Annotated in this window: 17 protein-coding genes; 9 read left to right on the top strand and 8 right to left on the bottom strand. The window is 50.1% G+C overall.

Annotated features, from left to right (window positions below; translation table 11 throughout):
- Positions 1 to 139: 139 nt before the first annotated feature.
- A complete protein-coding gene (locus EHT87_RS15890) occupies positions 140 to 907 on the top strand; it encodes a hypothetical protein (RefSeq protein ID WP_124907638.1) in 768 nt (255 codons plus the stop codon).
- Between the two features lie 57 nt (positions 908 to 964).
- On the opposite strand, the gene EHT87_RS15885 is transcribed toward EHT87_RS15890, so the two are convergent.
- Positions 965 to 1927 (bottom strand): alpha-E domain-containing protein, encoded by a 963-nt coding sequence (locus EHT87_RS15885; RefSeq protein WP_124907637.1) that lies wholly within the window; start codon positions 1925 to 1927, stop codon positions 965 to 967.
- Positions 1928 to 2069: 142 nt separating this feature from the next.
- On the opposite strand from EHT87_RS15885, the gene EHT87_RS15880 reads away from it, so the two are divergent.
- Positions 2070 to 2843: an NIPSNAP family protein gene (locus tag EHT87_RS15880; protein ID WP_124907636.1), complete on the top strand. Its 774-nt coding sequence runs from the start codon at positions 2070 to 2072 to the stop codon at positions 2841 to 2843.
- Positions 2844 to 2927: 84 nt separating this feature from the next.
- On the opposite strand, the gene EHT87_RS15875 is transcribed toward EHT87_RS15880, so the two are convergent.
- From EHT87_RS15875 to EHT87_RS15845, 7 genes are all read right to left on the bottom strand, one after another.
- The gene (locus tag EHT87_RS15875; RefSeq protein ID WP_124907635.1) at positions 2928 to 4346 is read right to left on the bottom strand and encodes a hypothetical protein; all 1419 of its coding nucleotides are present in this window, start codon (positions 4344 to 4346) and stop codon (positions 2928 to 2930) included.
- A gap of 48 nt (positions 4347 to 4394) precedes the next feature.
- Positions 4395 to 5372, bottom strand: a complete 978-nt coding sequence (locus EHT87_RS15870; RefSeq protein WP_124907634.1) for a hypothetical protein — start codon at positions 5370 to 5372, stop codon at positions 4395 to 4397.
- Between the two features lie 100 nt (positions 5373 to 5472).
- A complete protein-coding gene (gene eat, locus EHT87_RS15865; protein ID WP_124907633.1) occupies positions 5473 to 6828 on the bottom strand; it encodes an ethanolamine permease in 1356 nt (451 codons plus the stop codon).
- Positions 6829 to 6921: 93 nt separating this feature from the next.
- Entirely contained in the window at positions 6922 to 7584 is a 663-nt protein-coding gene (locus EHT87_RS15860; protein ID WP_124907632.1) for a hypothetical protein, read from the bottom strand.
- 9 nt (positions 7585 to 7593) lie between these two features.
- The gene (locus tag EHT87_RS15855; protein WP_124907631.1) at positions 7594 to 7998 is read right to left on the bottom strand and encodes a hypothetical protein; all 405 of its coding nucleotides are present in this window, start codon (positions 7996 to 7998) and stop codon (positions 7594 to 7596) included.
- Positions 7999 to 8004: 6 nt separating this feature from the next.
- Positions 8005 to 8391, bottom strand: a complete 387-nt coding sequence (locus EHT87_RS15850; protein WP_124907630.1) for a DUF423 domain-containing protein — start codon at positions 8389 to 8391, stop codon at positions 8005 to 8007.
- A gap of 14 nt (positions 8392 to 8405) precedes the next feature.
- Positions 8406 to 9068: a YggS family pyridoxal phosphate-dependent enzyme gene (locus EHT87_RS15845; RefSeq protein WP_124907629.1), complete on the bottom strand. Its 663-nt coding sequence runs from the start codon at positions 9066 to 9068 to the stop codon at positions 8406 to 8408.
- Between the two features lie 178 nt (positions 9069 to 9246).
- Between EHT87_RS15845 and EHT87_RS15840 the strand changes: the two genes are divergently transcribed.
- The 7 genes from EHT87_RS15840 to EHT87_RS15810 all read left to right on the top strand — a co-directional run bounded on the left by EHT87_RS15840 (position 9247) and on the right by EHT87_RS15810 (position 14070).
- Entirely contained in the window at positions 9247 to 10191 is a 945-nt protein-coding gene (locus tag EHT87_RS15840; protein WP_124907628.1) for a DUF8428 domain-containing protein, read from the top strand.
- A gap of 113 nt (positions 10192 to 10304) precedes the next feature.
- On the top strand, positions 10305 to 10688 hold the full coding sequence (gene rpsF / locus EHT87_RS15835) for a 30S ribosomal protein S6 (RefSeq protein WP_124907627.1): 384 nt from the start codon (positions 10305 to 10307) through the stop codon (positions 10686 to 10688).
- 2 nt (positions 10689 to 10690) lie between these two features.
- Positions 10691 to 10942, top strand: coding sequence for a 30S ribosomal protein S18 (gene rpsR, locus EHT87_RS15830; protein WP_111629733.1), 252 nt, complete (start codon positions 10691 to 10693; stop codon positions 10940 to 10942).
- 109 nt (positions 10943 to 11051) lie between these two features.
- Complete coding sequence (gene rplI / locus EHT87_RS15825; protein WP_124907626.1) at positions 11052 to 11495, top strand: 50S ribosomal protein L9; 444 nt, start codon at positions 11052 to 11054, stop codon at positions 11493 to 11495.
- 79 nt (positions 11496 to 11574) lie between these two features.
- Positions 11575 to 12588, top strand: coding sequence for a GSCFA domain-containing protein (locus EHT87_RS15820; RefSeq protein WP_124907625.1), 1014 nt, complete (start codon positions 11575 to 11577; stop codon positions 12586 to 12588).
- A 29-nt stretch (positions 12589 to 12617) separates the two neighbouring features.
- Positions 12618 to 13727, top strand: coding sequence for an Mrp/NBP35 family ATP-binding protein (locus tag EHT87_RS15815; RefSeq protein ID WP_124907624.1), 1110 nt, complete (start codon positions 12618 to 12620; stop codon positions 13725 to 13727).
- Positions 13728 to 13803: 76 nt separating this feature from the next.
- Positions 13804 to 14070, top strand: coding sequence for a NifU family protein (locus EHT87_RS15810; protein WP_124907623.1), 267 nt, complete (start codon positions 13804 to 13806; stop codon positions 14068 to 14070).
- Positions 14071 to 14111 lie beyond the last annotated feature (41 nt).

The raw sequence follows: 14111 nt of genomic DNA, 5'->3' as shown, positions 1-14111 counted from the left end.
GCCTAGTCAAGTGAAGCCGGGTGGATTTTTGTCGGGTAAAAATTCATTTCCGGACAAAAAATGCTGCTTCCGGCCCGAAACAAAATCTTTCCGTTTCCGTTTATCCCATTAACTTTGCATTACAAAGTAAGTTCACCATATGAGAAAAATAGTAACACTAGTATTTATCCTCATCTCTGCTGTCGCTTTCTCACAAACACCAACTTCCGTTCGCATCAGCAGCGGGCTGGATGTTGGGGCCGCGTTCAAAAAGGATTATGTAGTTCCGTCACTTACGTATTACGAACTGCTGAATCTGGATGCCAACCGGATTTTTTCCATTGGCTGGACCGCAAAACTGAATACTTTTTACGGAGACAATCTGAATTACACCACGGCTCCCGCCAAACTTACGCGTGAAAAATCCGGGTTTGCCGCCCTGTCGGCCCCGCTCGTGCCCGCCAATCTCGACACCATGCGGTTTGACCTGGTAACGGCTACGGCCATCAATTTTGGATTGCGGGCTCAGATTCGCCTGGGGCCGGTGGAAATTGGGGCTGGTGCCGATTTGCTCGGAGTCGGTTTTGGAAAATCCCGTGAGGGACGTTACCGGTCGTCGACGGGGCGGTTTGAAGGTGCCGACACGTCTGGTAAAGCCATTAACCTAAGCTTTCAGCTACATCCAAAACAATACGCACAACCCCAGCGGTTTAACGCACGATTACTGGGAGACAATGACCTGGGTTCGTTATCAACCGAAGTTTACGTTCGGCTGAAGGTGCTGGAGCGGCTGGGCGTGAAGGCTGGCTATCAGTGGATTACGACCGAAATGAGAGCGAGCAATGTGAATATTGACGACGATAACCAGCGTTTCCGCAACCGGGCGTCGATGGCCTATGTGGCGCTGACATTTCCCTTCTATAAATAAAATTCCCCGACTTTCTGAAGGTCTATACCGCATCCTACAGAAAGTCGGGGCAATTCGCTACACTTCCACCGGTTTCAGGCTGAAATACGTTTCGTAGACGGCTTTGGCGGCTTCGTTGGTCCGCGTCTGAAAGCGATCCAGATATTGGTGTAAGCCGGTTTTGAAAAGTTCGGAGGTTTCGGTAAACTCAATTTCTGACCGCAGTTTGCTCAAGGCTTTTTCGGCTTCGTTCTTAAAACCATTGGTGATCACATTCCCCGAAATTTCGTAAAGTGACAACTCCGCCTGGCGAATGCAGTGGGCTACCGAGCGGGGAAAGAGTTTGTCCAGAATTAGAAACTCAACAATTGTCGACGAACTGATCATTTTGTACTGCTGGCGGTACATATTATACGCACTGCCCGACTTCAAAACCGCCGTCCAGATCATCAGGTCGAGGGTTGAGCCCACCGCATCGGCGTCGGGGAGAAGGGTAAAATATTTTACGTCCAGAAACCGCGATGTTTTGTCGGCGCGTTCTAAAAACCGGCCAACCCGGCCAAAATGCCAGGCTTCGTTCCGCGTAATGGTGCAGTCGATCACCCCGTAAAAATGCTGGCAACCGTTTTTTACATTGTTTAAAAACTCCTGCAGGCGGTTGAGGTTCGATTCGCCTTTGGTGGTCGTGTCACGAACGCGCAAATACAGATCGTTGATATTCTCCCACATCTCCTTCGAAATGCTCTCCCGAATCGTGCGGGCGTTTTCACGGGCGTTGTTGAGGCAGCTGACAATGGAGTTGGGATTTCGCTTGTCGAAGGTCATGAAATCGATGACATTCTCGCGGGTTGGTTCCTGGTAGTAGTTGTAAAACAGGTAATTATCGGCAGTGGCAATTAAAAGAGGTTCCCATTGTTCGTCGACATTGGGTGGTAAATCCAAGGCCAGATTAAAATTGACACTCATAAAACGGGAATAATTATCGGCCCGTTCGATATAGCGGTTCATCCAGTAGATAGAGTTTGCAACGCGACTCAGCATAAAATCAAAATTTTATAGGGATATATTCTTTGTAAAGATAGGTTTTTATCTGAAAAGAGCGTCTTAGTCAAAATAAAGGTTAAACAATTAATTCTGTTTAAACTGTGCTTATTTTTGTAATTCAACTAACAGCCGCGTATCAATGAGAAATTTCCTGTTAACCTGTAGCCTTATTGTAACTGCATTAAGTTTTTCGGTAGCTGATTCGGGCCCCGAAACCACCAAACCCGCCGATCCGTCGCGTTTGTACGAAGTCCGGATTTATTACCCGACTCCCGGTAATTATGAGAACATCATCGATCGTTTCCGGAAATACACCACTAAAATTTTCGAAAAACACGGAATGACCAACGTTGGGTACTGGACGCCGACCGACGCTTCGCAGGAAAGACTGATTTACATTCTTTCGTACCCAAACCGCGAAGCCCGCGATGCTTCCTGGAAGGCGTTTGGCAGCGATCCGGAATGGAAGGAAGTGGTAGCAAAAACCGAAGCAAACGGGAAGATCGTGGCGAAAGTCGACCAGATTTTTATGACGGAAGCCGAAATTTCTCCCAAAATCAAAGCGTCCAAAAAACCGGGGCGCGTTTTCGAATTGCGTACGTATTCGCCCGCTCCCGGCAAACTGAACGATCTGATTGCCCGCTTTAAAAATCACACAATCAAGCTGTTCAAGCAACACGGGATGACCAACATCGGGTATTGGTTAACGACTCAGCCGGACGAAAGTGGTCAGCCGAAACTGGTATATATTCTGGCTCACCCGAGCGAAGCCGAAGGGAAAAAACATTTCGATGAGTTTCGGGCCGACCCGAAATGGGTGAAGGCAAAAGCGGATTCGGAGAAAAACGGACCGCTCACTACCAAAGTCGAGTCCGTTTACATGAAACCAACGGATTATTCACCGATTCAATAACAAGGCATGGGTTTTGAATGCGTGATTGAGTGAATAAAATGCCAAGAATCCGGCAGGCTATTCACTCAATCACCCAGTCACAATTCATTCATTATCAGTGTCCAATCCATCGGCGAGGTGCTTTCGGACGGCCTGATGGGGACGCAATCCGTTGACGGGGCGCGGGTTGGTAAAATTAGTTTTGCCGGAAGCCAGCCGTTCCTGATCAGAAGCGGAGCGGGCTTTCGTTGCGAGGTTGGAAACGGAGAAAAAACCGTTCCGAAACTGATTAAATTCTTCTTCACTCATCGCCTGCCGGGCCGCCATTCCTTTTTCATAGCCATCGTTGAACGACGCAATCCGGCTGTCGGTTCGGGCCAGTTTCTGATCATCGTTCAGGCGATCGATGTCGTCGACAAGTTGCTGTTTGCGCTGACGCAGTTCGTCGAGCGACGGCAGAACGGCCAACTCATGATCCATGATGTTCTTCTGAGTCAGATGTTTGGCAATTTCCTGTTGAACCGCCTGATGCTGCTTTTCCAGTTTCCGGCGCCGACGGCGTAGCCGCCACAAACGCGGGTCGGCCTGCAACCACCGAAACCAGAATTTCTGCAAAACCGGTAATCCAATTCCCAGACACACGGCACCCGCCAGGGCAAACAAGACCCCGCTCAGCACAAACGACATCAGGGCCCACGGGCTGTTGACAAGTTGCAGATTGAGTTCGTCGGACTGCTGGAGTTGCCGTTCAATTTTTTGCAAAACCCGTTGGTCGGCAACCGGATTGGGGTTGGTTGGGTCCAGCGGAGTCGCATTCAGCTGAATATTTTTGATGCTTTTATTGATCGCTTCTTTCAGTTTGTCAGTCCGGTACGCATCATACCGGAACCAGCCCAGGATTACGAGCGTAACAATCGACAAAATCGCCAGTCCCATCTTGAACCAGCCGTACCGGCGAGACGCTTCGGGCGAAGAATTGGTCAGATACGGTTCTTCGATCAGTCGATCATAAGCCGGTTTTAACAGGATCGAAACCATCGCCAGACCAACCGCAAACATCCAGGCTTCGACGTTATTGCGGATATTGAGCGCGTAGGCCACAATTTCATGCGAGATAATCAGGTCACCGGCAACGAACGAAATACCGGCGACCACAAAGATAATACCGGCCAGCAGCGAATATTCCGACGCCGTATTTTCGCGCCGTTCTTTCAGTTTTTCGCGCTCGTCCTCCACGGTTTTGATTTGAGCTTCCAGGTGTTCGGCGCTTTTGCCAGCCAGCGTCGTTTGCATAATGTGATCCTGAAGCCGGTCATAGGCGGCCCGACGCTGGGCCGTGGTATCCGCTAGTTTCTGATCGATTTGCCGGATTTCGTCGCGCTTGTTATCAACCCGGTCCTTAATCCATTCGTCACTGACCTGACTCGACAAATACCCCTCGTAGTTCTGGCGATCGGTGCCTTCAACTCCGCTGGTGTAGCCGTGCTGAAAATCCTGACTATCTTTTGGCTGCTGCTCATTCATATCTTTTTCAGTTTAAGAGTTTGGGGCACACTGGATGCCGACAACTCGTTAACTCGCCACAATGGCCCGTTTCTGGCGCTCCGAAAGCCGGTCGCGAAGGCTGCGGGCCAGGTTAAATTCGTTTTCAAACAATTGGATCAACACATCCCGCCGGGTGTTGATGCGGTGCCATTCTGCGTCGGCCCGGTTCAGCTGCGGCAACAGTTGCCACTTCTGAACCCGGAGGGCGTCAAGGCTGATGGTTACTCCATTAATCTCATTTTCCCACGCTTCTGTTTTCGGGATTCGCTCTTTTTCGAGCTTTTTTCCCTGCTGCCAATACCGAAAATCGTTTTGTAAAGCCGTCAGCAGGCTGGGAATGGATTTGCCTGCGGCTACAAACAGAAAGAACATAAAGAGAAAAAGGCCGGCGGTTTTCAAAGCAGATTGCGTTTCGAGGGCCTGCATACTCACAAAAAATGAAGCCGCCAATGGCAAACCGGTTTCGGCCAGTAGCCGCCGGATCGTGACGTTTACAGCGGCTTCGCTGGCAACAGTCGTTCGGTCATAACGTCCAAAAACGCCGGCTAGTAACACGCCGATGGCAATAAACCGGCTTTCCTGAAAATGCGGTTTTAGGGTTTCAGCGATCAGAAAATAGGTGCCGATGAGCAGAATCAGGAACGCCAGCAAGCCACTACCGGTTCGCAGAAACTGGGGTTCGCCGGCCGGTTTGGTTGTTTCAAGGCGGGCGATTTTTTGTTTTAATTCATCAACCCGGTTTGCTTTCTGCTCAATCAGTAAATTCAGTTCGCCGATTTTTTCGCCAACCTGCTCCCGTTCGCGTTCAAGAAAAGCCGTTTGCCGTTTAAAATACAGCCTGATCAGCGTTGTTTTTTCGTCCAGCCGCGCATCGGATAAACCCAGGAGAGCAGCTTCGTCGCGGAGCAGATCATCGTCTTCCAGCCAATCCGGTAGCGGTTCGGAAGAATACGTGGCGAAATCCGGTAAAGTCGTATGGTTGTTTAGCTGCTCTTCAAACGTCATAGCGGAACGTTAACTACCTGCCTGCGTGCTGTATAAAAACCGGTCTGGCCGAATAATATTGTTTAACAACCGGTTTTTCTGAAAGGTTCGGGACTTTTTGCTAACGGGTGGGTGGGGAATCGGGCAAACGGATGCCAATGATTCGAAACAGCAGCAATGAAACCGCCAGCAAACCCGCAAAAAGGATACTCAGCCAAACGTTGTAATAGATGATGGCCACCAGACAGATGCAGGACAAAATGAGCGCAATAGCCGGAACATACGGATAGAGCGGAGCCATGAAAGGGCGTTCCAGCGCCGGTTCTTTCTGGCGTAATTTAAACAGACTGACCATGCTGCTGATGTACATGACAACGGCACCGAGCGCCGAGAGAATGATGATATCGCCGGTTGTGCCGGAAAACAGGGCAATAAATCCGACTACACCGCCCCCAATGAGTGCCCAGTGCGGAGTTTGGAAACGGCGATTGACCGTAGCCAGAAAACCGGGCAGGTAACCGCTGCGGGCGAGGGCGAAAATCTGCCGGGAATAGCCGATGGTGTTGCAGTGAAAGGAGGCAATTAGCCCGAATAAACCCAGACTGGCGAAAACTTTTGACCAGGGACTGTGGCGACCCAGCACCATCGCCAGCGTTTCGGGCAATGGATAATCGATTTTGCTCAAAAGCCGCCAGTCGCCCACACCGGCGGTGAGGATCATGGTACCGAGTGCCAGAAAAACCAGCGTTCCGATACTGAGCAGATAGCCCCGCGGAATTGTTTTCTTCGGATTTTTTACTTCCTCGGCCACCATCGCCACACCTTCGATGGCCAGATAAAACCAGATGGCGAACGGAAGCGCGGCAAAAACCCCGCCCGCTCCAAACGATTCGTTGTTAGCAACCAGGTTTTTGGTTTGGTAAGAGGGCGCAACCAGGGCCATGAAAATCAGCAATTCGACCACCGCCAGAACGGTGATGATCATCGAAAAATTGGCCGATTCCTTGATGCCCAGAATATTGATGGTGATGAAAACGATGTAGGTGACCATCGCCACGCCCAGGACGGGCAGCGCCGGATTCAGGAAGTTGGCATAAGCACCGAGCGCAGCGGCAATGGCCGGTGGAGCCATCAGAAAGTCGACGAGCGTGGCAAAACCGGCAATAAAAGCCGCCGTTGAGCCGAACGCACGGTTGGCGTAGGTAAACGGCCCGCCCGCGTCGGGAATGGACGCGGTGAGTTCGGTATAACTGAATATAAAGGCCAGATACATGACCGTAACCAGCAAGGTTGCCACCAGAAAACCGATGGTGCCGGCCACGGCCCAGCCGTAATTCCAGCCAAAATACTCGCCGGAAATCACCATACCCACAGCAATCGACCACAACTGCGCGGTCGTAATCACTTTCCGCAAACCGGGCTGGCCCGTCGACTCGTCGGAATGCACCGGCGTGGAATCTGTAGAGGATTCGACCATCTGTTAAGTAAAAAATATACGGGAAAAGTACAAGGGTATGGCCCGAAACAGCGGGATTCGGGACTGCCATCTAAATAAAAGTCATTTTTAGGATTAATCCAAAAATACTTTTTTCAGCACTTCCCACAATTTACGTTTCAGTTTCGAGTCGGCTTCAATGGCCGAAAGCGGGTCGGCCAGCAAAAAGGTGATACCGAAAATCCGGATGGGTTGGTAACGGTCCATCTGAATGTTCAGGTGAATGGTTTTGAAGGGAACGCCGAAGGAGATGAAATGGTGAAGCGTTTTGTTTTCCAGAACCGCGTGGAAATCCACTAGTCCTGATCCGGCCAGATTCAAAATGTCGATCTCGTTGAGATTCAGATGAATGGCTTTTAGAATGTTTTCCAGAAAAATCAACTCGCCGGGCGTTAACTCTTCGTCAATCAGAATAAGGACTTTAGGTTTTTGGGGCAGTGGGCCGGGGGTATTCGACTCAATGATCGGGACCGGAGAGGGTACGGTTTCCGGTTCGGCCGAAGCCACAAGCGGTAGTACGGGCTCAACTACCGCAACCGGCTGAATTATCGCAACTGGCTGCATTACTTCCGGTCTTACCGGTTCGATTTCCGGTTCAACCTCCACTTGATCGACCGTGATTTCGGGTTGACTAACCGGTGGGCCGGGCAGAACCGGCTCCCGATGAACCGGCTCCGGTTCATCGGCCTGATACAGCGTATCTTGCCCAAAAAGATAGTGGTAAGCGTTTTTTTTCATTTCTTGTGCTTACAATTTATACCACTGCACCGTCGGGAGCGGTTTTCGCCGACCATCGAACGTTTTTTGTTCCGGGCCATAATACTTCACCAGATAATCCAGCACCACGGGCTCGGTTTCTCCCAGGTCCCAGAGTTTCTGGGTACGTTGCATCCAACGGATTTTTTCCTTCCAGCCATCCCGCGTGAACCGGTTTTGCAGAATCAGTTTACTCGAATGGCAGGCCGTGCATTGGGCAACCACCAGATTGAGCCGCTCATCGACGACTAATCCGGTAGCGGGATCCTGTTTCAATGAGTCGGCGACTGCCGGAATTTTGGTCTGGCGGGAAGACGAAGCCGGCGACAAGGCCGACAAAGTGAACCATCCGGCTGCCAGCATTGCCAAACTCGTAAGGACGTGATGTTTTTTCATAGGCACTTAACTTTTCAAACTCCCGATCAGCAACAACGCCCAACCTGCCAGCATCAGCAGCCCGCCGATGGGAGCAATGGCGCCGAATTTGGTAATACCGGTAAAACAGATGGCATAGAGTGAGCCACTGAAGATAATAACGCCGAACAGCGAAGCGTAGCCTGCCCAGGTATAATAGTTTGCCGAAGCCGCCGACGTCGCCGGTAACTGGAGCAAAATGCCGATTGCTACCAAAGCCAGGGCGTGGTAGAACTGGTATTTTACGGCGGTTTCGAACGTGTCTCCCCGCTTGGATAGTTCAAGCATGGCCCGAAGGGCGTGAGCCCCGAAAGCGCCCAGAGCGACGCCCAGAAAACCCAGAATGGCCCCGGATTGTAAAAAAAATTTATGCATGGCAGCGGTGTTTGTCAGTTTCGTGTTCCAAATATCGCACTTCCAACCCGTACCATCGTACTGCCTTCTTCAATTGCGATCAAATAATCGCTGCTCATGCCCATCGATAGTTCCTGAAAAGCCACATTGGCGCGTTGCATACCGCTTAGCCGGTCATAGAGTTGCTTGAGTCCCCGGAACTCCTGCCGGATTTTCGCTTCGTCGTCGGTATTGCTCGCCATCCCCATCAGACCCAGAATACGGATGTTCGGAAGTTGATCCAGGTGACCAGACTGGAGCAGCGTTTCGGCTTCCGATTCGTCAAATCCGAACTTGGTTTCTTCCTGCGCAATGTGAATCTGGAGCAGGCAGTCGATGACGCGGTCGTGGCGGGCGGCCTGTTTGTTGATTTCCTGAAGCACTTTCAGGCTATCGACCGAATGGATCAGACTGACAAACGACGCCATGTATTTTACCTTGTTGGTCTGTAAATGACCAATCAGGTGCCATTCGACATCGGGCGGCAGCTGGGGCTGTTTATCGACCATTTCCTGCACCTTGTTCTCGCCAAACCGGCGGCAACCCGCGTCGTAGGCTTCCTGAAGCAGCGCGACAGGCTTGGTTTTCGTAACGGCAATAAGTTTGGTTTGGGCCGGTAACTGGCCTTCAATCTGTTGGATGCTGGCGGCAATTGTCATTCTGTTGTTACTCAATTTAGTCCCAAAGATAAACTATGTAAATTAAATCTCCGGGGAATCCGATCAAGCTCCCAATGGCTGGAAAATAGTAAAGAATAATACCCGGTTTCATTGAAATAAGTACGGGAAACTCTTACTTTACGTCAAATAACACGAATCAAATTAAGGAATACTATCCATGGAGTCGTATAACCAGGACCGACGTAATAACCGTAAAAATTACTTATTAGTGGCTTTAGGGATTTTGGCCGCCTTGAATTTGTTACTACTCTATTTTTATTATCAGGAAAGACAAACCAATAAATCACAGCAGACCACCCTGACCGACAAAACGCAGGATATGCTGGCGACCAAAACGCGGCTGGATTCCATTTCAACCCAGCTGGACGCGAAAATTGCCGAAATTCAGTCGTTGGGAGGGCGCGTCGATTCGCTGCTGAAGGTGAAAGAGCGACTGGAAGCCGATAAGCGAAATCTGAGAAATGTGGCCGCTTTTGACATCAAAAGATACAGTGTAAAAATCAAGGATTACCTGGCCATACTGGACGAAAAAGACAAGGAAATCGGTCGGCTAAAAGAAGAAAACAGCATTCTGACCTCGCAGAATCAAACACTTACCCAGGAAAACGCCAGCCTTAAAAACGAACGGCAGGCCCTGAACGATACGGTGAATAATTACTCGGAAAAAAACCGGGAACTGGCCGAAAAAGTGACCCTGGCTTCGGCACTTAAGGCGGAAAATCTGGTTGTGAACGCTATAAACCGACGCGGAAAAGAAAGTGACGGGGGCGAATACCGGGCCCGTCGAATCGAAAAAATAAAAATCAGCTTTCGGTTATCCACCAATCCGCTGGCAGAACAAAACGAGAAGGAGATTTATTTGCGAATTCTGGACCCGAGCGGGTCGGTTATCTCGGATATGGCAACGGGTTCCGGACAATTCATTTTCAGTGGTCAGGAGATGGTATATACGGCCAGGCAAACCGTTACGTACGACAATACCGGGCAACAAGTCGCCTTTATTTACGGTCGCGGCAGCATTCCATTCAAGGAAGGGACGCACCAGATTGAGCTGTATTCGGAAGGGTTTAAGATCGGTCAGGGCGAGTTTACCGTAAAATAAGGCAACGAGCCGGAAAAGGAGACAAAAAATCCTTTCTTCCCTTTCACTTTTCCGGCATTGTTCGTACCTTTGCGTCCTCATTTTGAAATCATTATCCATTTAACACAATTGTCATGCAGTTCACCAAGAACTATGAGACGGTGTTCATTTTAACTCCCGTTTTATCTGAAACCCAGATAAAGGACACTGTCGACAAGTTCCGCAAAATTTTAACCGATAACGGTGCGGAAATTGTAAACGAAGAGAGTATGGGTCTGCGGAAACTCGCTTACCCGATCCAACACAAAAATACAGGGTACTATTTCCTGTTTGAGTTTTCGGCTGAGACGAAGGTTCCCGAAGCACTGGATATCGAGTTCCGTCGCGATGAGCGTATTATTCGCAACCTGACGACGGTTCTGGATAAGCACGCGATTGCTTACAATGAGCGTCGTCGGAAAGGACAACTTGGTAAGAGTAAACAACAAACCGAAAAAGCAGGAGAGGAGGCCAAATAATCATGAGTCTGCAGAACGAACCCGTTAGCAAAAACGAAAATCGCAAGAAATATTGCCGTTTCAAGAAGTCCGGTATCAAATACATTGATTACAAGGATCCTAATTTTCTCCTGAAACTGTTGAACGAGCAGGGCAAAATTCTGCCCCGGCGAATCACCGGTACGAGCCTGAAATTCCAGCGTAAAGTTGGGCAGGCGGTCAAACGTGCGCGCCATCTGGCCTTATTACCTTACGTAGGCGATTCACTGAAATAAGTTTAGGGTGTTCGGTTTACGGTATACAGTTTACGGCGATCAGTTTGTCTGAAAACCAAAAACCGTTTACTGAAAATCGCGTACCATAAACGGAAAACTCATTCAAATCATGCAAATCATACTGAAAACCGACATCGCCGGACTGGGTTTTAAGAACGACATGGTGGTCGTAAAACCCGGCTATGGCCGTAATTACCTGATTCCGCAAGGGTATGCCGTGATGGCCACGGAATCAAACAAAAAAGTGGTGGCCGAAAATATTCGGCAGGCAGCCCACAAAGCCGAAAAAACCAAGAACGATGCGCTGGCCATTGCCGAAGCCATCGGTCAACTGTCGCTGACCATCCTGGCCAAAGCCGGAGAAAGCGGTAAAATCTTCGGTCGGGTGACCAACACCCAGGTGGCGGATGCCCTGAAAGAAAAAGGATTCGACATCGACCGGAAGAAAATTACCATCGACGAAGCCAAAGTGCTGGGTTCTTACAATGCCATTGTCAACCTGCATAAAGACGTCAAACAAACGATCAAATTTGACGTTGTTGCGGCTGAATAATAGTGATAATCAGCACGTTAATGTGTAAATTATTTTAGGCGGTTCGGAGCTTTTCGAACCGCTTTTTTGTTAGTAAAGTATGGACTTTCGTACTGAACTATCGCCGGAAAAACTACCGGCTTTGATCCGGCCCGACGCCCGGATGGTGACCATTGGCTCGTGCTTCGCCGAAGTGCTGGGACGCCAGTTAACCGATAACAAAATGGATATACTGAGCAATCCGTTCGGTACGTTGTTCAACCCCGTATCCATCGCCAAGCTGATTCTGGCGGCCGTTCAGCAAGCAGAACCGGACCCGGATCTGTACGTCGAACGCGACGGATTGTGGTTTCATTACGATTTCCATTCCTCCCTGTGGGGCCGCACGCGTGACGAACTCCACGGCCGTCTGACGGAATGCCTGACCCAGACCGGTGACGCGCTCAGAAAAGCCGACTGGCTCGTTCTCACCCTGGGAACTGCCATGGTTTACCGGCATCTCGAAACCGGGAAGGTGGTAGCCAACTGCCAGAAAATGCCCGGTTTTCTGTTTGAAAAGTATCTGTATGCTTACGAACACGTTCAGCAGACGCTGACCGATCTGCTAAAAAAAATGAAGCGGGTCAACCCGGCTCTGCGCGTGTTGTTGACGGTTAGTCCGGTGCGCCATACCAAGGATTCGCTGCCGCTGAATCAGGCCAGCAAAGCCATTCTGCGGGCGGTAAGCCACGAATTGAATGTCTGGAACGATCAGGTGCATTATTTTCCGGCTTACGAACTTATGATGGACGATTTGCGCGATTATCGTTTTTACGAAGCCGATCTGATTCATCCCAATGCCATCGCCGAAACCTATATTTTCCAAAAGTTTGCCGAAAGCGCATTTGATGACGAACTTCGCAGCTTTATCACTGAATGGCAAAATTTGCGGAAAGCGCTGGAACACCGGCCTTTTCACGAAGGAACCGAGTCGCACCGGCGGTTTCTGGAGAATTTGCTGAAGCAGTTGGAGGCCGTTTCTAAAAAAGCAGATGTTACGCAGGAGAAAAAAGAAGTAGAACGTCGGCTGCGTGCCTTCAAAACGATTGACCCCGGTGCGAACCAGGCCGCCTGATTCGCTGTTCACCCAACAGACTTGTATTTATGTCAACGTATAAACTTACCAAAGAAAGTGTTTTAAACGCCCTTGGGCATGTCGAAGAACCGGATTTGAAGCGTGATTTGGTTACGCTCAACATGGTGAAAGACATTGAACTGGGAATTGATCAGGTTCGGTTTACGGTGGTGCTCACCACCCCGGCCTGCCCGTTGAAAGAACTGATCCGGAAACGGTGTATCGATGCGATTCATACTTACATCGGCCCGGATATTGAGGTTCTGGTAAACCTGACGGCTGATGTCAGCTCAACCCGTTTCAATGCGCCAGTGTTGCCGGGTGTGAAAAACATCATTGCGATTGCTTCCGGGAAAGGCGGTGTCGGCAAATCGACCGTCACGGCGAACCTGGCGGTGGCGTTGTATAAATCCGGTGCGAAAGTCGGAATCATCGATGCCGATATTTTCGGGCCTTCCATCCCGGTTATGTTTGGAGCGGAAGATCTGCAACCGGCGGTGGGGCAGGTGAACGGCAGGAATATGCTGCAACCGATCCAGCAATTTGGCGTTAAACTGATGTCGATCGGTTTTCTGACGCCGAAAGATAATGCCGTTGTTTGGCGCGGGCCAATGGCGAGTCAGGCATTGAAGCAATTTTTTGCGGACACCAACTGGGGCGAACTCGATTACCTGCTGATCGACCTGCCACCGGGCACGAGCGATATTCACCTGACACTGGTGCAGACCGTACCCGTAACCGGAGCCGTGATTGTAACGACACCGCAAAAAGTGGCCCTGGCCGATGCGACGAAGGGACTGGCGATGTTCCGGCAGCCCCAAATTAACGTACCGGTTTTGGGTGTAATCGAAAATATGGCCTATTTTACTCCGGCTGAACTGCCTGATGCTAAATACTATATTTTCGGTAAAGGCGGTGGCCAACTGCTGGCCGACAAATTTGATGTGCCGCTGTTGGGGCAGGTACCGCTGGTGCAGAGCATTCGGGAAGCAGGCGATGAGGGCAAGCCCGTCGTCACGGAAAACGACCCCATCACCTCTGGAGCCTTCCGGTCAGCCGCCGAAGCACTCGCTCAGCAGATATCGGTTCGCAACGCGACACTCGATAAAACCCGGCCCGTCGAAATTGTTCGTCAATAGGACGTAGCTATTGGATTTAAGAGGGAAAAAACGTATTTTTACCCTAGTCATTGACCACCTTTTGTTTACTGTTAGAATGGAAACTGTACTGGATAACGAAATATTAGTAGATCGTATCGAAAAGGCGCTGAATAGCATCCGGCCTTATCTGGAAGCAGATGGTGGCAATGTGAAAGTGCTGGAAGTAACCAGCGATAAAGTAGTCCGGTTGGAACTGGTCGGTGCCTGTGGCTCCTGTCCAATGTCAACCATGACCTTCAAAGCCGGTCTGGAAGAAGCAATTCTGAAAGCCGTCCCGGAAGTTTCACGGGTTGAAGCGATCAATTTAACGCCGGCATTTTAATAGTTGAAAATTCAAGATTCTGATACTCGTTAAGAGTTTAG

It is taken from the genome of Larkinella knui, from assembly GCF_003858645.1.
GTDB lineage: Bacteria > Bacteroidota > Bacteroidia > Cytophagales > Spirosomataceae > Larkinella > Larkinella knui.
This window is presented reverse-complemented; position numbering and strand designations above follow the sequence as displayed.

Excerpts from the sequence above, each read along its gene's own strand:
- EHT87_RS15890 (WP_124907638.1), top strand. The coding sequence starts at position 140 with ATGAGAAAAATAGTAACACTAGTATTTATCCTCATCTCTGCTGTCGCT.
- EHT87_RS15885 (WP_124907637.1), bottom strand. The coding sequence starts at position 1,927 with ATGCTGAGTCGCGTTGCAAACTCTATCTACTGGATGAACCGCTATATC.
- EHT87_RS15880 (WP_124907636.1), top strand. The coding sequence starts at position 2,070 with ATGAGAAATTTCCTGTTAACCTGTAGCCTTATTGTAACTGCATTAAGT.
- EHT87_RS15875 (WP_124907635.1), bottom strand. The coding sequence starts at position 4,346 with ATGAATGAGCAGCAGCCAAAAGATAGTCAGGATTTTCAGCACGGCTAC.
- EHT87_RS15870 (WP_124907634.1), bottom strand. The coding sequence starts at position 5,372 with ATGACGTTTGAAGAGCAGCTAAACAACCATACGACTTTACCGGATTTC.
- eat (WP_124907633.1), bottom strand. The coding sequence starts at position 6,828 with ATGGTCGAATCCTCTACAGATTCCACGCCGGTGCATTCCGACGAGTCG.
- EHT87_RS15860 (WP_124907632.1), bottom strand. The coding sequence starts at position 7,584 with ATGAAAAAAAACGCTTACCACTATCTTTTTGGGCAAGATACGCTGTAT.
- EHT87_RS15855 (WP_124907631.1), bottom strand. The coding sequence starts at position 7,998 with ATGAAAAAACATCACGTCCTTACGAGTTTGGCAATGCTGGCAGCCGGA.
- EHT87_RS15850 (WP_124907630.1), bottom strand. The coding sequence starts at position 8,391 with ATGCATAAATTTTTTTTACAATCCGGGGCCATTCTGGGTTTTCTGGGC.
- EHT87_RS15845 (WP_124907629.1), bottom strand. The coding sequence starts at position 9,068 with ATGACAATTGCCGCCAGCATCCAACAGATTGAAGGCCAGTTACCGGCC.
- EHT87_RS15840 (WP_124907628.1), top strand. The coding sequence starts at position 9,247 with ATGGAGTCGTATAACCAGGACCGACGTAATAACCGTAAAAATTACTTA.
- rpsF (WP_124907627.1), top strand. The coding sequence starts at position 10,305 with ATGCAGTTCACCAAGAACTATGAGACGGTGTTCATTTTAACTCCCGTT.
- rpsR (WP_111629733.1), top strand. The coding sequence starts at position 10,691 with ATGAGTCTGCAGAACGAACCCGTTAGCAAAAACGAAAATCGCAAGAAA.
- rplI (WP_124907626.1), top strand. The coding sequence starts at position 11,052 with ATGCAAATCATACTGAAAACCGACATCGCCGGACTGGGTTTTAAGAAC.
- EHT87_RS15820 (WP_124907625.1), top strand. The coding sequence starts at position 11,575 with ATGGACTTTCGTACTGAACTATCGCCGGAAAAACTACCGGCTTTGATC.
- EHT87_RS15815 (WP_124907624.1), top strand. The coding sequence starts at position 12,618 with ATGTCAACGTATAAACTTACCAAAGAAAGTGTTTTAAACGCCCTTGGG.
- EHT87_RS15810 (WP_124907623.1), top strand. The coding sequence starts at position 13,804 with ATGGAAACTGTACTGGATAACGAAATATTAGTAGATCGTATCGAAAAG.